The 19649-nt window shown below is 63.9% G+C and carries 16 protein-coding genes, 1 other RNA gene and 1 pseudogene; 7 read left to right on the top strand and 11 right to left on the bottom strand.

Translation table 11 applies throughout. The annotated features are described in order from the left end of the window. The first annotated feature begins 3 nt into the window (after positions 1–3). The 5 genes from DM872_RS01710 to putA all read left to right on the top strand — a co-directional run bounded on the left by DM872_RS01710 (position 4) and on the right by putA (position 8144). Positions 4–525 carry a tripartite tricarboxylate transporter TctB family protein gene (locus DM872_RS01710; RefSeq protein WP_179057829.1) on the top strand — a complete coding sequence of 174 codons (522 nt, stop codon included), beginning with the start codon at positions 4–6 and terminating at the stop codon, positions 523–525. Further along, entirely contained in the window at positions 522–2048 is a 1527-nt protein-coding gene (locus DM872_RS01705) for a tripartite tricarboxylate transporter permease (protein ID WP_179057828.1), read from the top strand. Before DM872_RS01710 ends, DM872_RS01705 begins: the two co-directional genes overlap by 4 nt. Before the next feature lie 167 nt (positions 2049–2215). Next, entirely contained in the window at positions 2216–3160 is a 945-nt protein-coding gene (locus tag DM872_RS01700) for a LysR family transcriptional regulator (RefSeq protein ID WP_179057827.1), read from the top strand. A gap of 129 nt (positions 3161–3289) precedes the next feature. After that, positions 3290–3859 (top strand): TetR/AcrR family transcriptional regulator, encoded by a 570-nt coding sequence (locus DM872_RS01695; protein WP_179057826.1) that lies wholly within the window; start codon positions 3290–3292, stop codon positions 3857–3859. Positions 3860–4166: 307 nt separating this feature from the next. After that, the gene (putA, locus tag DM872_RS01690; protein ID WP_179057825.1) at positions 4167–8144 is read left to right on the top strand and encodes a trifunctional transcriptional regulator/proline dehydrogenase/L-glutamate gamma-semialdehyde dehydrogenase; all 3978 of its coding nucleotides are present in this window, start codon (positions 4167–4169) and stop codon (positions 8142–8144) included. A gap of 311 nt (positions 8145–8455) precedes the next feature. Here putA and DM872_RS01685 read toward each other — a convergent pair whose 3' ends face one another. The 5 genes from DM872_RS01685 to dnaX form a co-directional block, all read right to left on the bottom strand. Beyond that, positions 8456–8989, bottom strand: a complete 534-nt coding sequence (locus DM872_RS01685) for a PaaI family thioesterase (RefSeq protein ID WP_179057824.1) — start codon at positions 8987–8989, stop codon at positions 8456–8458. 97 nt (positions 8990–9086) lie between these two features. Then, complete coding sequence (locus DM872_RS01680; protein WP_179057823.1) at positions 9087–10235, bottom strand: acyl-CoA dehydrogenase family protein; 1149 nt, start codon at positions 10233–10235, stop codon at positions 9087–9089. A gap of 105 nt (positions 10236–10340) precedes the next feature. After that, complete coding sequence (gene recR, locus DM872_RS01675; protein WP_179057822.1) at positions 10341–10940, bottom strand: recombination mediator RecR; 600 nt, start codon at positions 10938–10940, stop codon at positions 10341–10343. A gap of 184 nt (positions 10941–11124) precedes the next feature. Next, positions 11125–11451, bottom strand: coding sequence for a YbaB/EbfC family nucleoid-associated protein (locus tag DM872_RS01670; RefSeq protein WP_009619439.1), 327 nt, complete (start codon positions 11449–11451; stop codon positions 11125–11127). A gap of 11 nt (positions 11452–11462) precedes the next feature. Next, positions 11463–13604, bottom strand: a complete 2142-nt coding sequence (gene dnaX, locus DM872_RS01665; RefSeq protein ID WP_179057821.1) for a DNA polymerase III subunit gamma/tau — start codon at positions 13602–13604, stop codon at positions 11463–11465. A 142-nt stretch (positions 13605–13746) separates the two neighbouring features. Here dnaX and DM872_RS01660 point away from each other — a divergent pair, with 142 nt between their 5' ends. Continuing rightward, positions 13747–14475, top strand: coding sequence for a substrate-binding periplasmic protein (locus DM872_RS01660; protein ID WP_179057820.1), 729 nt, complete (start codon positions 13747–13749; stop codon positions 14473–14475). Between the two features lie 30 nt (positions 14476–14505). Here the strand turns inward: DM872_RS01660 and DM872_RS01655 are convergent, their stop codons facing one another. From DM872_RS01655 to DM872_RS30800, 4 genes and pseudogenes are all read right to left on the bottom strand, one after another. After that, positions 14506–14850 carry a hypothetical protein gene (locus DM872_RS01655; RefSeq protein WP_179057819.1) on the bottom strand — a complete coding sequence of 115 codons (345 nt, stop codon included), beginning with the start codon at positions 14848–14850 and terminating at the stop codon, positions 14506–14508. Positions 14851–15113: 263 nt separating this feature from the next. Continuing rightward, positions 15114–15210, bottom strand: an RNA gene (gene ffs / locus DM872_RS01650) — signal recognition particle sRNA small type. A 104-nt stretch (positions 15211–15314) separates the two neighbouring features. Then, on the bottom strand, positions 15315–16049 hold the full coding sequence (locus DM872_RS30805) for a methyl-accepting chemotaxis protein (RefSeq protein WP_373273673.1): 735 nt from the start codon (positions 16047–16049) through the stop codon (positions 15315–15317). A gap of 123 nt (positions 16050–16172) precedes the next feature. Beyond that, a pseudogene (locus tag DM872_RS30800) lies at positions 16173–16949 on the bottom strand (MCP four helix bundle domain-containing protein); the annotation flags it as partial. An 89-nt stretch (positions 16950–17038) separates the two neighbouring features. On the opposite strand from DM872_RS30800, the gene DM872_RS30380 reads away from it, so the two are divergent. Further along, on the top strand, positions 17039–17572 hold the full coding sequence (locus DM872_RS30380) for an HU family DNA-binding protein (protein ID WP_306296682.1): 534 nt from the start codon (positions 17039–17041) through the stop codon (positions 17570–17572). A 48-nt stretch (positions 17573–17620) separates the two neighbouring features. Here DM872_RS30380 and DM872_RS01635 read toward each other — a convergent pair whose 3' ends face one another. Next, positions 17621–18667 (bottom strand): tetratricopeptide repeat protein, encoded by a 1047-nt coding sequence (locus DM872_RS01635; protein ID WP_179057817.1) that lies wholly within the window; start codon positions 18665–18667, stop codon positions 17621–17623. 1 nt (position 18668) lies between these two features. Further along, complete coding sequence (locus DM872_RS01630) at positions 18669–19637, bottom strand: type II secretion system F family protein (protein ID WP_179057816.1); 969 nt, start codon at positions 19635–19637, stop codon at positions 18669–18671. Between the last annotated feature and the right edge of the window lie 12 nt (positions 19638–19649).

Raw genomic sequence — 19649 nt, 5'->3', positions numbered from 1 at the left:
AAGATGTCCTCGAAGCATGACTCGACCACGCTGATCGGCACCCGCTGGGTGGAATCCGGTCTCGCGCTGTTCACGGCCGCCCTGGGCGGCGTGGTGATGCACGGAAGCTACGCAAGCGGTATCGGTTGGGGCGATGCCGGCCCGGAACCGGGCTACTTCCCCTTCTATATAGGTCTGCTGCTGACCGTCGCCAGCCTCGCCAACCTACTGCTGACAGCGCTGCATTGGCGCGCATTGGGCGAGGCCTTCGTCAGCCGAGGGGCATTCCGCCAGGTACTGGCGGTGTTCGTGCCCATCGCGCTGTACGTGGCCGCCATGCCCTTCACCGGTATGTACCTGGCTTCGGCCCTGTTCATCGCCTGGTTCATGTGGCGTGACCGCCAGCGCGGCAAGCCCTATGGCTGGCTCAGCATTTGCGCCGTTTCCTGCGGCGCGGCACTGGCCAGCTACCTGATCTTCGCGCTCTGGTTCAAGGTGCCGCTGCAAGCCGGTCCCCTGGCCATGTTGGGAGGGCTGTTGAAATGAGCGAACTCGAATCACTCATGCACGGCATGAACCTGATCCTCACCCCCGGCCATATCGGCCTGATGGTGATCGGGGTGCTGCTGGGAATCCTCGTCGGCGTCCTGCCGGGCCTGGGCGCACCCAATGGCGTCGCGCTGCTGCTGCCACTGACCTTCACCATGGAGCCGGTGTCGGCCATCATCCTGCTCTCCTGCATGTATTGGGGCGCGCTGTTCGGTGGCTCGATCACCTCGATCCTGTTCAACATCCCTGGCGAGCCGTCATCGGTGGCAACCACCTTCGACGGCTACCCGATGGCCCGCCAGGGCAAGGCCGCCGAAGCCCTGACCGCCGCCTTCACCTCGGCCCTGCTGGGCGCGCTGGTCGGCGTGCTGCTGTTGACCTTCCTCTCCACCCGCATCGCCGATTTCGCCATGCGCTTCAGCTCGCCGGAATTCTTCGCGGTCTACCTGCTGGCGTTCTGCACCTTCATCGGCATGAGCAAGAACCCGCCCTTGAAGACGGTGGTGGCGATGATGATCGGTTTCGCCATGGCCGCCGTCGGCATGGACACGGTGTCCGGTGACCTGCGCCTGACCTTCGACCAAAACTGGCTGCTCTCGGGCATCAGCTTCGAAGTCGCGGTGATAGGCCTGTTCGGCATCGGCGAGATCCTCTGCACGGTCGAAGAAGGGCTGGTGTTCCGCGGCGAGCGTGCGCGCATCACGCCGATGGTGATCTTCCGCACCTGGGCGAAGCTGCCACGCTACTGGCTGAGCTGGCTGCGCAGCGCGCTGGTGGGTTGCTGGATGGGCATCACCCCCGGCGGCCCCACCGCGGCATCCTTCATGAGCTACAGCCTGGCGCGGCGCTTCTCGAAGAATCGCGAGAACTTCGGCAAGGGCGAGATTGAAGGGGTCATCGCCCCGGAGACCGCCGACCATTCCGCCGGCACCAGCGCCCTGCTGCCGATGCTGACCCTGGGCATCCCCGGCTCGGCCACGGCGGCGGTGATGCTCGGCGGCCTGATGATCTGGGGCCTGCATCCGGGGCCGACGCTGTTCGTCGAGCAGCACGACTTCGTCTGGGGGCTGATCGCCAGCATGTACCTGGGCAACGTCGTCAGCCTGATCGTGGTGCTGGCCACCGTGCCGCTGTTCGCGTCGATCCTGCGCATCCCCTTCTCGATCATCGCCCCGATCATCGTGATGGTCTGCGCCATCGGCGCCTACTCGGTACACAACTCGATGTTCGACGTGGGACTGATGCTGTTCTTTGGCGCGCTGGGCTACCTGTTCAAGAAACTCGGCTACCCGATCGCCCCGCTGGTCCTGGCCGCCGTATTGGGGGACAAGGCCGAAGATGCGTTCCGCCAGTCGATGCTGTTCTCCAACGGCGAGCTGTCGATCTTCTGGTCCAACCCGCTGGTGGGCAGCCTGACCACGGCCGCGCTGCTGATGCTGTTCTGGCCGCTGCTGGCGCGAGGCGCCAAGGCGCTATGCAGTCTCCGCAACGCGAAAGCGCGGAAGGAAAACGCAATCTGAATGGAGCCTTGCAATCCGTAGGAGCTGGCTTGCCAGCGAATAGCCCCTTTTCGCTAGCAAGCTAGCTCCTACAAGGCTTCTGTCCTGTGCCCCACTTCCTTCCGCCCCTTGGCAATGCCTGGCAATTCTTGTCAGGCTTGCCGCTCCCTGACTGCCGAGCCCCGTCCATGTCACGCATCCCCGAAGCCGCTCTTATCCACAGCCGCCTGCGCCTGCGGCAATTGCGCCTGATGCTGGCCCTGCAGGAATTCGGCTCGTTGCGCCGCGCCGCCGAGGAGATCGGCATGACCCAGCCGGCCGCCACCAAGATGCTGCATGAGGCCGAAGGCCTGCTCGGGGTGGAACTGTTCGAGCGCCTGCCCCGCGGCATGCGCGCCACGCCCTTTGGCGAGACGGTGATCTATTACGCGCGCATGGTGTTCGCCGAACTCTCCGGCATGCGCGAAGAGCTGGCAGCGCTGGAGTCAGGCAATCTCGGCCGGGTCACGGTGGGCGCCATTCCCGCGCTGGCCTCGGGCTTGCTGACCCGCACCATTGCGACCCTGAAGAAGAGCCACCCGCGACTCTCCATGAGTATCCAGGTGGACACCAGCGACGTGCTGGTACAGGCGCTGCAGCAGGATCAACTGGACGTGGTACTCGGCCGTATTCCCACCGGTGCCCGCGCCGACGACCTGCTGTTCGACAGCCTGGGCGAGGAAGAACTCTGCGTGATCGCCGGCGCACAGAACCCCGTTGCCACCGCCGGGAACCTGACCTGGACCGAGCTGCAAGGCATGACCTGGGTGCTGCAGCAGCACCCCAGCCCGATGCGCGCCATCGTCAATCAGGCTTTCCACAATGCACGGGTGGACATTCCTAGCAGCATTGTGGAAACCACCTCCATCATGACGCTCCTTTCACTGCTGCAGCAGACCGACATGATCGGTGTCACCCCGCGCTCGGTGGTGGAGGATTACCCCGGCCGTCACCTGCTGGCGGTCCTCCCCATCGCTTTCGAGCCGCGTCTGCCGCCGTTCGGCCTGATCACCCGACGGCACCGCATCAAGTCCTCCGCCATGCAGGCCTTCATCAATGCGGTGAAAACCGAGCAAGCCCTGGTTTCGGGCTGACCAATCACCACCTGTACCCGCGAACTGGACATCCCACGGCGCCCTCGTGCGCGCCGGTCGATTGCGCCTCGCACAAAAGGGGATATGAATTACAATCGCCATATCAACTTTGCGAACGAGGCGACCGACATGCGCTACCCCGAAGATCACAAAGCCGAAACCCACAAGCGCATCGTCACCGAAGCGTCCCGCCGTTTCCGTGCCGAAGGCATCGACGCCACTGGGCTGCAACCGCTGATGAAGGCCCTCGGCCTGACCCATGGCGGCTTTTATGCACACTTCAAGTCCAAGGACGCCCTGGTGGAAGAAGCCCTGCAGGCAGCGGCGAACGACGCCAACGCCCAGTGGGTCAAGGCCTTCGCCAAGGACCAGCCGCTGAGGACCTTCTTCGAGCGCTACCTTTCCCCGCAGCACCGTGCCCATCCCGAACAAGGTTGCCCGCTGCCCACCATGGCGGCGGAACTGGGCCAGCGCGGTAATGCGAGTCCCATCACCGACAGCGTGCTGAACAATCTGCTGGTACTGGTGGAGAAGGAAGTCGGCAGCTCCGAGCAGGCCCTGACCATGCTTTCCACCCTGGTGGGTGCACTGACCCTGGCCCGCAGCGTAGCCAGCGAGGAACTATCAGACCGCATCCTCGAAAGCGCCCGCACCACCCTCCTCGCCCAGGTAGAGGCTGCACAAGCGGCCAAGCCCTGACGCCCCCGCCATCCGTCGCCGCCCTCGGCATCCACCGAGGGCGGCCTATGCTTTCCAGGTGGGGTCGAAACCGGCTGCACCTGGGTTGCACCTCCCTCTTCTCCGTCGCTCATGGGCCGCTGAATCCCGGGATTGCTGTGCCTCTCCACTTTTCAGGTGCAACTTTTTCGAGCCTGGATGCGACCTTTCATCCGGAGAATGCTGCCAGCCTCACGACCTTTGGTTGCACCCGGTTGCACCCCTTGTAGGACATCGCTACTCTTTGCGCCGCTAATGCCGTCGACCACGGCTGAGAAGAGGACAAGAAATGGCTACGAGCACCACCCTTGGCGTGAAACTGGACGAAGCGACCCGCGACCGTCTCAAGGAAGCTGCGCGCAGGATCGAGCGCACCCCGCATTGGCTGATCAAGCAAGCGATCTTCAGCTACCTCGAGGCACTGGAAAGCGGCATGACCCTGCCGGAACTCCAGGGCATCGCCCAGCGCCTGGCCGAAGGTGACCACGACGCGCTCGAAGCCCTCCCCGAGGCCGCTCACCAGCCATTCCTCGAATTCGCCGAAAGCATCCTGCCGCAATCCGTGCTGCGTGCGGCCATTACTGCCGCCTACCGCCGCCCCGAACAGGAAGCCGTGCCGATGCTTCTGGAGCAGGCGCGCCTGCCCGCCGAGATGTCCGACGCCGCCTACAAGCTGGCCTACGGCATCGCCGAGAAGCTGCGTAACCAGAAGAGCGCTGGTGGCCGCGCCGGCATCGTCCAGGGCCTGCTGCAGGAGTTCTCCCTGTCCTCCCAGGAAGGCGTGGCACTGATGTGCCTGGCCGAAGCCCTGCTGCGTATCCCGGACAAGGGCACCCGTGACGCCCTGATCCGCGACAAGATCAGCACCGGCAACTGGCAGCAGCACCTGGGCCAGAGCCCGTCGATGTTCGTCAACGCCGCCTCCTGGGGCCTGCTGATCACCGGCAAGCTGGTGTCCACCCACAATGAAGCCGGCCTGTCGTCCTCGCTGAACCGCATCATCGGCAAGAGCGGCGAGCCCGTGATCCGCAAAGGCGTGGACATGGCGATGCGCCTGATGGGCGAGCAATTCGTCACCGGCGAAACCATCGCCGAAGCGCTGGCCAACGCCACCAACTTCGAAGCCAAGGGCTTCCGCTACTCCTACGACATGCTCGGCGAAGCCGCGCTGACCGAAGAAGACGCCCAGCGCTACTACGCGTCCTACGAGCAGGCCATCCATGCCATCGGCAAGGCCTCCCACGGACGCGGCATCTATGAAGGCCCAGGCATCTCCATCAAGCTGTCGGCCCTGCACCCGCGCTACAGCCGCGCCCAGTACGAGCGCATGATGGGCGAGCTTTACCCGCGCCTGCTGTCCCTGACCCTGCTGGCCAAGCAGTACGACATCGGCCTGAACATCGACGCCGAAGAAGCCGACCGTCTGGAAATCTCCCTCGACATGCTCGAGCGCCTCTGCTTCGAGCCGTCCCTGAAGGGCTGGAACGGCGTTGGCTTCGTCATCCAGGCCTACCAGAAGCGCTGCCCGTACGTGATCGACTACGTGATCGACCTCGCGCGCCGCAGCCAGCACCGCCTGATGATCCGCCTGGTGAAAGGCGCCTACTGGGACAGCGAGATCAAGCGCGCCCAGGTCGACGGCCTGGAAGGCTTCCCGGTCTACAGCCGCAAGGTCTACACCGACATTTCCTACATCGCTTGCGCTCGCAAGCTGCTGGGCGTTCCGGACGCGATCTACCCGCAGTTCGCCACCCACAACGCCCACACGCTGTCGGCCATCTACCAGATCGCCGGCCAGAACTATTACCCGGGCCAGTACGAGTTCCAGTGCCTGCACGGCATGGGCGAACCCCTGTACGAGCAAGTGGTGGGCAAGGTCGCCGACGGCAAGCTGAACCGCCCGTGCCGTATCTACGCACCGGTCGGCACCCATGAAACGCTGCTGGCCTACCTGGTCCGCCGCCTGCTGGAAAACGGCGCCAACACCAGCTTCGTCAACCGCATCGCCGACCACAGCATCTCCATCAAGGACCTGGTGGAAGACCCGGTGACCAGCGCCGAATCCATGGCCAGCGTCGAAGGCGCCCTGGGCCTGCCACATCCGCGCATTCCGCAACCCAAGGCCCTGTACGGCGAAGCCCGCGTCAACTCCAGCGGCATCGACATGGCCAACGAACACCGCCTGGCCTCGCTGTCCAGCGCCCTGCTGAGCTCCGGCCACGCCAACTGGCGCGCCCAGCCCATGCTCGGCTGCCCGACCAGCGAAGGCGCCGCCGAGCCCGTGCTGAACCCGGCGGATCACCGCGATGTGGTGGGCCACGTGCAGAACGCCACGACCGCTGACGTCGGCAGTGCCGTGCTGGCCTCCATCACCGCCGCACCGATCTGGCAGTCCACTCCGCCGGTCGAGCGCGCTGCCGCCCTGGATCGTGCCGCCGACCTGATGGAAGCCGAGATGCAGCCGCTGATGGGCCTCCTCGCCCGTGAAGCTGGCAAGACCTTCGCCAACGCCATCGCCGAGGTGCGCGAAGCCGTCGACTTCCTGCGCTACTACGCCGCCCAGGCCCGTCACGACTTCGCCAATGACACCCACCGCCCACTGGGCCCGGTGGTGTGCATCAGCCCGTGGAACTTCCCCCTGGCGATCTTCGCCGGCCAGGTAGCCGCCGCGCTCGCCGCGGGCAATACCGTGCTGGCCAAGCCCGCCGAACAGACCCCGCTGATCGCCGCCCAGGCCGTACGCATCATGCTCCAGGCCGGTATTCCGGAAGGCGTGGTACAGCTACTGCCGGGCCTCGGCCACACCGTGGGCGCCGCCCTGGTGGGTGACGAGCGCGTGAAAGGCGTGATGTTCACCGGCTCCACTGAAGTCGCCGGCATCCTCGCCCGCAACGTTGCCGGTCGCCTGGACGCTCAGGGTCGCCCGATTCCGCTGATCGCCGAAACCGGCGGCCAGAACGCGATGATCGTGGACTCCTCCGCCCTCGCCGAGCAGGTGGTGACCGACGTGATCGCCTCCGCCTTCGACAGCGCCGGCCAGCGCTGCTCCGCCCTGCGCGTACTCTGCGTACAGGAAGACGTGGCTGACCGCGTGGTGGAAATGCTCAAGGGCGCCATGGCCGAGTGCCGCATCGGCAACCCCGAGCACCTGAATGTGGATATCGGCCCGGTCATCGACGCCGAAGCCAAGGCCAATATCGACAAGCACATCCAGGCCATGCGCAGCAAAGGTCGCAGCGTATTCCAGATCGCCCGCACCGAGGGTGATGTAATGCAGCGCGGCACCTTCGTGATGCCGACCCTGATCGAACTGGACAGCCTCGCCGACCTGGAACGCGAAATCTTCGGCCCGGTCCTGCACCTGCTGCGCTACAAGCGCGAGGACATGGACGCGCTGCTCGATCAGATCAACGCCACCGGCTACGGCCTGACCCTCGGCGTCCACACCCGCATCGACGAAACCATCGCCAAGGTGGTGGACAAGGCCCACGCCGGCAACCTCTACGTCAACCGCAACATGGTTGGCGCCGTAGTCGGTGTGCAGCCGTTCGGTGGTGAAGGCCTGTCCGGCACCGGCCCGAAAGCCGGCGGTCCGCTGTACATGTACCGCCTGCTCGCCACCCGCCCGGCCGATGGCGTGAGCCGCACCTTCCAGCGCCTGGATGGCCAGAACGTCGCCGATTCGCAGCAGCGCAAGTCTCTGCAGGAAAGCCAGGGCAAGCCCCTGGAAGCCCTGAAGGCCTGGGCCGCCAAGAACGGCAAGGATGGCCTCGCCAATGCCTGCGACAGCTTCGCCGAGCAGTCCCAGAGCGGCCTGAGCCGCGTGCTCCCCGGCCCGACCGGCGAGCGCAACACCTATGTGCTGCTGCCGCGCGAGGCCGTGCTTTGCCTGGCTGACGATGAAGCCGACCTGCTGACCCAGCTGGCCGCCACACTGGCCGTTGGCAGCAGCGCGCTCTGGGCCACCAGCGATCTGACCAGCAAGCTGCGCGGCGCTCTGCCGAAGGCTGTGCAGGCTCGTATCCAACTGGTAGCCGACTGGAACCAGGCCGAAGTGGAGTTCGATGCGGTTCTGCACCACGGCGACTCCGACCAGTTGGGCGCAGTTTGCAAGCAGGTTGCTTCGCGCAAGGGGCCGATCATCGGCGTCCAGGGCCTGTCCCGCGGCGAGACTTCGGTCCCGCTGGAGCGCCTGCTGATCGAGCGCGCCATCAGCGTCAACACCGCCGCCGCTGGCGGCAACGCCAGCCTGATGACCATCGGCTGACACGCGACATCGCTTCACCCGTCGTTCGCCCACAAGGCGAGCGACGGTCGCTACACCGGAGGCCTGGCCTCCAGGCGGACCGCCTTACCGGGCGACTTCGCCCATCTCTCTTCAACGGTTGGCTGTCATTCACTGATGGCAAAAGGGGGCACGCCACAAGCGTGCCCCCTTCTTTTTGCCCGGAGATCAGTGCCCAGAAAGATTGTCTGTAGGGGCGAATTCATTCGCCAAATGGGTCGCAGACCGGCCCCGCAACCTACAGCGGGGCAGCTGCGCTGCCCTTGGCGATTGAAATCGCCCCCACAGCTATTTCATTTGCCACCCAGGATCAGGCAGGTGGTGGAGCCGGTCGCGTAGAGCTTGCCATCCACATCGTAGATGCGCCCTTCCGCCAGCGCGGTGGAGCGGCCGACATGGATGATCCGTCCCTCAGCCCGCACTGGGCCAGTCTTGGTGGTCAGGGCGCGAATGTAGCTGATGCGCAGGTCGGTGGTGGTATAGCCCTGCCCTTTCTCCAGATTGGCGTGGATGGCGCAACCCATGCACGAATCCAGCAGCGTGGCTGCATATCCCCCATGGACCGACCCGATCGGGTTGTAGTGCTGCATCTGCGGCACACCCTGGAAGACGAAACGCTCCTTCGACCATTCGATAGGGACAAAGCCCATCAACTCGCCAATGGGCGGTGCCGGCAGGTCGCCACGGCCGATGCCATCAAAGAACTCCAGAGGGCTGAGCGTCGCCACCTCCGCAATGCTCATGGTGCCGGGCTTCAGACGGGCACGGATTTCGGCCTCTGCGGCCAGCCAGACTTGAAGTTTCTCTTCGCGGGACAGATCGCTCATCTCGGGTCTCCTGGATCACATGAATAGATTGAATGTCGACCGCAATATATATCAGTCAAAGAAAACCGGAACTCCCGTTCGGAAGTTCCGGCCCGATTCAGAGACCCATTTGCTTGGCGATGATCTCGTTCATGATCTCCCGCGTACCGCCACCTATGGAGAGGATGCGGTTGTCACGATACAGCCGCTCCACCAGACTCTCGCGCATGTAGCCCATGCCACCGAGGATCTGCACGGCGTCATAGGTGAGGCGGTCGGCGATGTCGGTGGCGAAGTTCTTCGCCATGGAGATCTCCTTGATCACGCTCTTGCCCGCCGCCATCTTCGCCGCTTGGCGATACGTGAATTCACGGGACACCTCCAGCTGCGTAGCCATTTCCGCCATCCGGTGACGAAGCACCTGGAAACGTCCGATGGGCTTGCCGAAGGCTTCACGCTCGCGGGACCAGTTCAGCGACTCCTCCAGGGCCAGCTGCGCGGTCATGTTGGCCATGATGGCCAGCGCCAGGCGCTCGCTCTGGAAGTTGGCCATGATGCAGGCGAAGCCCATGTTTTCCATGCCGATCAGATTCGCCACCGGCACCCGGCAATCATCGAAGAACAGCTCGGCCGTATCGGATGCCCACCAGCCCATCTTTTTCAGCTTGCGGCCGACGGTGAAACCCGGCGTGTCCTTTTCCACCAGCAACAGGCTCACACCGCCGAAACCTTCTCCGCCGGTGCGAACCGCCACCGTGTAGTAGTCGGCTCGCACACCGCTGGTGATGAAGGTCTTGCTCCCGGAGACGCGATAGAAATCGCCATCGCGCACGGCTCGGGTCTTGAGATTGGCCACATCGGAGCCGCCGGACGGCTCGGTGACTGCCAGCGCCATGATCTTCTCGCCGGCCAGGACCTGCGGCACGACGCGCTCGCGCAGCTCGGCACGCCCCCATTTGATGACCGGCGGCAGGCCGATATCCAGGGAGCCCAGCCCAGCCACCAGTCCGCCGGAGCCACAACGCATCAACTCTTCGCTGGCCGCCACCTTGGCGAACACGTCGCCTTCGTGGCTGCCGCCAAACGATTCCGGATAACCGATGCCGAGGATGCCGGCAGCGCCCGCCTTGAGGTAGAGCTCACGGGGAAACTCCTCGGCCTCTTCCCACTCGGCGATATGGGGCAGGATTTCCCGCTCGACGAAGCGGCGTATCGAATCCCGGATCAACTGATGGGATTCGTCGAAGTATTCCTGGTAGGCAGACATGGCAAGACTCCCCGGTAAGATCGAACGAACTTACCGAGCGCTTGCTTGGTTTTCAAGGCGAGACTTGTGCCATCGACGCGGCCGTATCAGCCGCGCACCCTTTCCTCAAAGCCCGATAGGACGGCGCCCTGCGAGCGCGTGAGCCAGGGTGCCGCCATCTACCAGCTCCAGCTCGCCACCCAGCGGCACGCCATGGGCGATACGGGAAACCGTGATGGATTTGGGCGCCAGCAGCTGGGCGATGTAATGGGCGGTGGCTTCGCCCTCCACCGTGGGGTTGGTGGCAAGGATCACCTCGGCGAACTGGCCAGCTTCGATTCGCGCCAGCAGTTCCGGGATGCCAATGGCCTCCGGCCCCAGGCCATCCAGGGGTGACAAATGCCCCTTGAGCACGAAAAAGCGACCGCGATAGCCAGTCTGCTCCACAGCGAATACATCCAGCGGACCTTCCACCACGCAAAGCAGGGAATCGTCGCGACGCGGATCAGCACACTGCGGGCAGAGCGCTTCCTCGCTCAAGGTGCGACATTGCGTGCAATGTCCAACGCCCTCCATGGCCGCCGTCAGCGCCTGCGCCAGGCGCAGGCCGCCACTGCGATCACGCTCCAGCATCTGCAGCGCCATGCGTTGCGCAGTCTTCTGGCCCACACCGGGCAGAATGCGCAGAGCATCGATCAATTGGCGGATCAGCGGGCTGAAGCTCATGGGCGTCTCAAAGTGCGGATGGATTGGATTGACTCCAGTGCCTCTCGACAGCATCGACTGGGGCGACCAGACGGTATGCAGTACAAGGCGCGAGCGGCCACGGGCACCGGAGTTTACGTCTGTAAATGAGGATGCCCGGGGCCGCGCGCAACACAGTAATGCGTGCCGGCTGGGCGTCACTCACTCAGAAGGGCATTTTGAAGCCGGGGGGCAGCTGCATCCCGGCCGTCATGCCGGCCATTTTCTCCTGGTTGTTCTGCTCGATCTTGCGCACGGCGTCGTTCACCGCAGCCGCGATCAGGTCTTCCAGGATTTCCTTGTCTTCCTGCATCAGACTGTCATCCAGGGAGACGCGTTTGACGTCATGACGACCGGTCATCACCACGCTCACCAGGCCGGCGCCGGACTGGCCGGTCACCTCGGCATTGGCCAGCTCTTCCTGCATCTTCTGCATCTTTTCCTGCATCTGTTGGGCCTGTTTCATCAGGCCTGCCATGCCACCCTTCATCATGATGATTGTCCTCAGCGGTCAAGGGGTTCAATGGTGTCGGCGCGCACCTGGGCGCCGAACAGTTCGATCATTTTCAGCACCAGCGGATCGCTGGCAATGGCCTCTTCGGCCTGCCGCTGACGAGCGGCGCGCTTACGTGCGGCAGCCTGCGCCGGGGTTTCCTGCTCAGGACGACGCACTTCAACTTCGAGTTTCAGAGATCGGCCGTGGTACTGGTTCAGCGCATCGTTCAGACGGCGCTGCTGGTTCGCGTTGAACAGCGCGCTCTGTGCCGGGTCCAGGTGCAGGCGCCAGACATCGTCCTCCACCGCCACCAGCGTGCAGTTGGCGCCGATGTTGCCGGTCATGCCCGAGAGCCCAAGGCGCGGGAACAGGTCCAGCCACTCGGCAGCCAGCCCCGTGGCAGGCTGCGCGGCAGGCAGGACCTCGGCCACAGCGGCGGGCTCTTCGGCCGGTCCGATGTCATCCATATAGGCGATGCTGTCGGCATCGGCTTCGCAATAGTCGTCGTAATCGCCGGGCGGCGGCTCGTCGTCGGATTCGTCAGTGGATTCGGCAACCTGCGGCTCGGCCGCTGACTGGACCACGGGCGTCTCAACAACCGGCGCGGACGCAACCACAGACTCCGGTTCGGACGCAGCCGGGAGTTCAACTACGGGGGCAGCGGCAACCGGGACCGAAGGCTCATCCCAAGGCAGGTCGACGACCTCGGCGGGGGTTTCGACCACGGCAACAGGTACTTCCACCACCGGCTCTGCAACCGCCTCGGGAGTGGGCTCGACCACAGGTACGGGAGCGGCGACTTCCTCGGCTGCGACCACTGCTGGCACTTCGGCCACCGGAATGGGCGCAGGCGCTTCAACGACCGGAGCCGGAGCCGCGACAGGCTGGCTGACTACGGGAGCAGGCGCAACCACCGGGGTGGGCACCTGTACCGGAGCAGGTTGCGGCGCAGCAATGGCAACCGAAGCCGACGAGGCGGCTCCGGCCACTGGGTTCTTCTGGGGATCAACCGTGGCCTGGCTGATCCCCGGGTCCTTTAGCTGGACCCGCGGTGCACCATCGGCATCTGCCGGGCGGAACGCCAACATGCGCAGCAGCACCATCTCGAAGCCGCTGCGGGGGTCCGGGGCCAACGGCAGATCGCGTCGACCGATCAGACCCATCTGATAGTAGAACTGGACATCTTCGCCCGGCAGGGCCTGTGCCAGCGCCAATACGCGATCGCGGTCACCCTGGCCGTTGTCGACGGCGTCCGGCAGCACCTGGGCAATCGCCACGCGGTGCAACACATTGAGCATTTCGGAGAGCACGCCGTTCCAGTCCGGCCCCTGCTCGGCCAAGTGGCGTACGGCCTCCAGCAGCGCGCGGGCGTCGCCCTGCAGCAGCGCGTGGAGCACGCCATAGACCTGGCCATGATCGAGGGTGCCAAGCATGGCGCGTACATCGGCGGCCAGCACCTTGCCTTCCCCGAAGGCGATGGCCTGGTCGGTGAGGCTCATGGCATCACGCATCGAGCCATCGGCGGCACGGCCCAGCAACCAGAGCGCATCGGCCTCGAAGGGCACGTTTTCAGCCCCGAGTACGTGGGTCAGGTGCTCGACCACACGCTCCGGCGGCATGTTCTTCAGGGAGAACTGCAGGCAGCGCGAAAGAATGGTGACGGGCAGCTTCTGCGGATCCGTGGTGGCCAGCAGGAACTTGACGTGGGGTGGCGGCTCTTCAAGGGTCTTCAGCAGCGCGTTGAACGAGTGCGTGGAGAGCATGTGCACTTCGTCGATCAGGTAGACCTTGTAACGACCGCGGCTCGGCGCGTACTGCACGTTATCGAGCAGTTCGCGGGTGTCTTCCACCTTCGTGCGGCTGGCGGCGTCCACTTCGATCAGGTCGACGAAACGCCCCTCATCGATCTCCCGGCACACCGAGCACTGGCCGCAGGGGGTGGAACTGATACCGGTCTCGCAGTTCAGGCATTTGGCCAGGATGCGCGCGATGGTGGTCTTGCCAACGCCGCGAGTACCGGTAAACAGGTACGCGTGGTGCAGGCGCTGGTTGTCCAGGGCGTTGATCAAAGCCTTCAGCACATGGGTCTGGCCGACCATTTCGCGGAACGAGCGCGGACGCCATTTGCGTGCAAGGACCTGATAACTCATTGAAAACCATCGCGTCTGGAGAGCAGAAGGAGCTAATGCTAGCGGAGCGATGCGCAAATTGCATCCGATGCGAACGGCAGCCTGTTCAATCCGCCCGACAACAGGCATTGTTGGCCACCGCCCACCCAGACGAGGGAGCCTGATGCGCTCATTTGTCCTCGCCCTCCTGCTCTGCTGGAGCTCCCTCGGCAACGCTGCGCCAGCCGCCCTGCGCTTCTCGGCGGTGGATAGCTGGGCCATGCCGCTGGCCGAATTCAAGAACAACCAACTGATCGGCGGCATCCTTCACGACCTGATCAATCGCCTGGCGCAACACCTCGACATCCCCGCACAGATCCAGGTCCTCCCGCGCAACCGCGTGGAGCTGGCCGTGAAACAGGGAGAGATCGACGTACGCTGCTACGTCAGCCCGAAGTGGATCACCAACAGCACCGATTTCCTCTGGAGCGTGCCCCTCCTTTATCAGCGCGACTTGATCGTCTCGCGCCAGGGAAGTGAACGCGTAACCAGCCCCGACGCCATCTCGGGCGAAAGTGTCGGCACCGTGCTGGGCTACACCTATCCACGCCTGCAACCCCTGTTCGATCGCGGCTCACTGCTGCGCGACGAAGCACGCAACCAGGAACTGGTCCTGCAGAAGCTGCTGGCCGGCCGCTACAAGTACGCAGTAAGCAACGAGTTGGCCCTGGGCTGGTTCAATCGAGACCTTCCAGACACGGACCAGTTGGTGAGCGTCGGCATCCTGGAAGAAGAACCCGTGGGCTGCCTGATCCGAAACGACCCCGCAGTTCCGGCGCAACGCATCCTGCGCACGCTGGTGCAGATGAAAGAATCAGGGGAGATCGATGAGATTCTGGCGCGCTACCAGTGAGGATGCGCCACTGAAAAATGATTCCCGCCCCTAGTAATTCAAATAGTCCTCAAGCGTTGTCCAGCCCTTTTCTCGGGCCTTGGCGATCGTCGCAGTCGCGTCATCCGCGGCCTTTATCAACGCCTCTGCCGTACAACCCTCATTGACCTGTATTTCCCCTCTTTCAAAGTTGGAGACAAACTTTCTGGCTTCAGCCATCAGCCTCGCACACGAATCGTCGGGCTTCAGTTTTGCCCTCCACTCGTTCTCAAGCTCCAAGGCACACATGCGAGTCCTCATTTCAAGATCGAATGTGTGGTTGCAGCCCAAGCCGTATGTCGCTCCCGAGTAAAGCAAAACCGCAAGTAGCGCCACGAACGTTCTTGAAATGCTCATATCGACCGCCCCCATTCGAGCAGGCCATACATGAGTTTAGGTCAGCCGGGTATTCGACAGACGCCGATGCTGTCATGAGGAACGGCACTACGTCAGATGTCCGCCGGAGGGGGATAAAAGCCGGGTGATTAAACCGAATGTAGGGCGAACGGGCACGATGCTTCGCGCGGCGCACCAATCAGGTGTACCACTACACTGTTCCACTCTTGGATTTTTCGACGAGGAAAGTCTTTTAGAATTAAAGACTTAGGAATTGGAGGTGACCCCACCAGCCACACCCCGGCACACGATTTCACCGCTGCGGCTGCTCCCTTCCGGGCCTGACCGGGTTCACGGCTGATCGTTGCGGGGGGACCGGCAGGGCCACCATCACGCAGCTCGCCAGATCGGCGAGCCGCGCCATTGTACCGGCTCTTCGCCAACTTACAACCGGTAAAACCGGTTTCCTTACAAGCACTTGCGAATCAGACCCGGAAGCGCCCCACCAGTTGGGCCAAGCCGCTGGAAAGCTGGGAAAGGTGCTGACTGGCCTGGGTGCTCTGTTCCGACGTCTGCGCCGCCTCGTTGGAGAGATCGCGGATATCGCTGATATTGCGCGCGATTTCCTCGGTGACGCTGCTCTGTTCTTCGCAGGCAGTGGCGATCTGCGCCGCCATGTCGTTGATTCGCTGCACCGAGTCGCCCGTGTCGGTCAGGGCCTGGTCGACACCCGCCGCGCGCTCCACGCTGTCCCGCGCTTTCAGGCTGCCCGTGCGCATGGCCTTGACCGCTTCCTGCACGCCAGCCTGCAGTCGCTCGATCATCAGCTGGATGTCCTTGGTGGAATCCTGGGTCCGGGCCGCCAGGGCGCGTACCTCGTCCGCGACCACGGCAAATCCCCTGCCCTGCTCGCCGGCCCGCGCGGCTTCGATGGCGGCGTTCAGTGCGAGCAGATTGGTCTGGTCGGCGATGCCCTTGATCACCGCGAGTACGGCACCGATGTTGGCGGTTTCCTGCTCCAGGGTGCCGATGGTGGTAGAGGCGTTTTCCACCTCCACGGCCAACTGACGAATGACGGCGACAGTCGCCCCAACCACTTGCGCCCCTTCCCGGGACTGCTCCTCGGCGAATCGCGCCGCGTCCGCTGCGTTCTGGGCATTGCGTGCCACTTCGTGGACAGCCGCGCTCATTTCGGTGGCGGCGGTGCTGACCTGATCCACGGCAGCATGCTCGCTGCTGATCAGGCGGTCGTTGGCCGCCGCGAGCCCGGCAAGGCTGCGCGCGGAATCGGCGACTTCCCCGGTTACCCGGCTCACCTCACGGATCAGCGGTTGAAGCTTGTCGAGGAAGCGATTGAAGGCATGACTGAGCTTGCCAAGTTCGTCCCTCGACGACACATCCAGGCGCACCCGCAGGTCGCCGTCGCCGTCGGCGATCTGCTCAATGCGCTCCAACAGGTTGTGCAACGGCCGGGTCACCAATAGCGGGAAGCCGATGACCAGCACCACGCACAGGGCCAGGCCGATGGCGATAGCCAGCCCCTGCTGCCAGGTACGGGCATCCCCCAGCGCGATGGCCGCCTGCCCTTCGGCATTGGCGGCGTTGTCTTCCAGTTCGCCAAGCTTGTCGATGGCATCGCGCATGGCCTCGAACTGGCGCTCGCTGTCACCGAAACTGAGGGCGCTGGCCGCAGCCGGGTCCTGGGTCGACAGGTTCACCACCTGCAGCGAGGTCGCTTTCCACTGGACAAAACCCCGGTCGAACTGGGCCACCAGTTGCTGGGCCTCGGCGTCCCCGTCCATCGCTGCGTACTTGTGCACCCGGTCGTAAGCCTGTTGCAGATTTTCTGCATGGGCTGCCTTGAGTGCCTGTACGTGCTCGCCGGCGGCTTCATCCAGCAGGCTGCGCTCGGCGATGAAAGCCTGGTAGAGGTCACGGTCGGCGTTGAGCAGCAGGCTGATGGCAGGCAGGTAACGGTTGGTCAGTTGCTTGCTGGAGTCGGCAGCCTGGCCGATCCCCTGCATACCGAGGCCGCCCACCAGCACCATGAGCAGCGCCAGCACCAGGATCGGCAAAGCGACTTTCCAACGGAAACCCAGATCGGCGAAGGCACGTAGCATGGCGGCTCTCCTTAGCGCTTGGCATCTCTAGGCCAAGCGTAGTCGTTCAAGGGAATTCAGGGCCCACACGCGATGCTGCGGACTTCGAGATGCGTAGACGCCGGCTCTGGACATCCGGTGACGTCCTGTCGTCGGCTGCCATGACCGACGACAGGTTGCGTCAAATCGACGCAAAGACGGGGTTTACGCACAGGCTCGGCAATTCTTTTGTGCTAGCTTCCCCAGCGGTCGCGGTTCGCATCTACACCCCATGCCGCACTTCCAGTCGCTCCGCTGGTCTCATCAGGGCCGGCGCGACCGGCAAGGCCACAAGCCAGACACTTATTGAATGGAGCAACACCATGGCACTCACCAAAGACCAGCTGATCTCTGACATCGCAGAAGCCACCGACACCACCAAGGCCGCCGTACGCGCCATGCTGGACCAGCTCAGCGAGATCGTCAGCGATTCCCTGGAGAACAGCGATGAGATCACCCTGCCGGGGATCGGCAAGCTGAAGGTAGGCGACCGTCCTGCCCGTACCGGCCGCAACCCGCAGACCGGCAAGACCATCGAGATCGCCGCGAAGAAAGTGGTCAAGTTCGTTCCGGCCAAGGCCCTGACCGACGCGGTCAACAAGTAATGCAAAAGGGGCAGGCCCAAGGCCTGCCCCTTTCCATCTTTTTCCGGTCTATGGCAACGCGACCGGACGCACCTCCGCTCCCGGAATCACTGCCACCGGCTCCCCTACCGATGTGCCGCCACTCATCCCGCGCAGGCGTCGAACCTGCTGGACCCTGTTGAGATTGTCCCAAGCCGTTTCGTAGTGCGCCGGCGATTGATCGATCGCACTGCGGAAGAACTGCTCCGCTTCATCCAGCTTGCCCTCGACCAGACAGATATAGCCAACGTCGTTGCTCGCCTCGGCACGCTTCTCCACTTGCTCGAAGGCCGATATCGCTTCCTCGTAACGCCCCGCCCGCGCCAGCAACAGGCCATAGTTGCGCCATAACGGATGGTAGGCCGGCTCGTAACTGATGCCTTGCTTGTAAGCCCGCTCGGCCTGATCCCAATGCCCGGCCAGGTAATAGGAGTAGCCAAGACTGTTCTGCACCATGGGTGAGCGCGGCTCGATGCGCATGGCCAGGCGGTAGAAACCTTCCGCCACGGCGAAATCCTCGCGCAGATCGGCCAGCACCCCCAGGCCGTTGTACACACGCACCGGGGACTTGCTGTCGACCTTGAGCTTGGCGGCATCGGTGAAGCTTACCGTGGGCGAGCTACCCAACCGGCGCTGGTCTTCCCCTACCGCCCGAAGCAGGAATTCCTCGGCCTTCTGATGATCGCGGAGGCCAAGGCTCAACAGCCCCATTTCGCCCAATGCATCCCGGTTGTTCGGGTCGCTGTTCAAGACATCCGTGAAGGCCATCTCGGCCAGTTGGGTATTGCCTCGTTCTCGGTGGATACGGCCAACCCAGACCAAAGCCTCATAGCGCTTCGGGTCCAGTTCGATGGCGCGAAGGTACTGGAACAGTGCCTGATCCAGGTCGCCGGCCTGGTAGGAGCGGGCCGCCATCAACATGGCCTGGTCCGGTGAGTCCACCTGGCTCTGCACCTGGTAAAGCACGGAGTTGTCGCCCCGATAGACGGACTGGATCCCGCCGGCCCTCTCAGGTCCCATGTTCTGACATCCCGACAACACGGCCATCATGGCCATCAGCAGACTGGCTCTGTTCATGTCATAGCTTCCCGAACGCTTTGAGAACCCCAATGATTGCGGGGCCGATGGCCACCAGGAAGAAGCTTGGCCATAGGCAGAAGATTAGCGGGAAGACCAGTTTGGTCCCGATTTTGGCGGCCCGCTCCTCGGCTGCCTGGGTACGCCGGTCGCGAAACTCTTCGGCGTAGATGCGCAGGGTGTCGGCGACGCTGGTACCGAAGCGGATGCTTTGTGACAACAGGCTCACCAGGCCGCGCAGATCCTCCAGCCCGGTACGATCGGCCAGATTCTTCAGGGCCTGGCCGACGGGGATGCCGGCACGCACCTCGGCGTTCACCAGTGCCAACTCTTCCGCCAGTTCGGACTGGCTCACAGCCATTTCCTCGGCCACTCGCTCGATGGCCTGGGGCAGCGCCAAGCCGGACTCGACGCAGACGACCATCAGGTCCAATGCGTCGGGGAATGCCGCGCGCAGGCGCCCCATGCGCGCCTCCTTGCGCTTATCGACGTAGATCGCCGGCGCCACCCACCCCAATCCCGCAGCCGTGCCTGCCAACAACAGGCCCAAGGTCATCGTCAACTTCGGCATGAGAGGCAGTGCGAGCACGACCATGGCCAGCAGCAGCAACGGCAGCAGCAGGCGAACGGCCCAGTAGACTTGTACTGTCGATGCCGAGCGATAGCCCGCATGCATCAGCAGCATCCGGGTTTCGGACGCCTTGCGCTCCTCGTCGGGAGTAAGGCGCTGCCCCACCCGCTCCAGCAGCAACTGGAGATTTCCCACCGGGCGCTCCCCCGGAGCGGAAGCGCCGTAGCCACGTTTGATCAGCGCCAGGCGCCGCTGCACCGGGCTCTGCAGGCCGAATGCCACGAGGCCGAGGGTGATCACAGCAAGAATCGCACTCAAGGCGACGGCGGAAAGAAAGATCAGACGCGCGATCTGCTCGTCACCCACTGCGCCGTTGATCAGTCCAAGCAGATAGTCCATGACTCACTCCTC

Source organism: Pseudomonas taiwanensis, assembly GCF_013393345.1.
Classification (GTDB): Bacteria; Pseudomonadota; Gammaproteobacteria; order Pseudomonadales; family Pseudomonadaceae; genus Metapseudomonas; species Metapseudomonas resinovorans_C.
The sequence above is the reverse complement of the archived record's forward strand: the minus strand, read 5'-3'. Positions and strand labels throughout refer to the sequence as shown.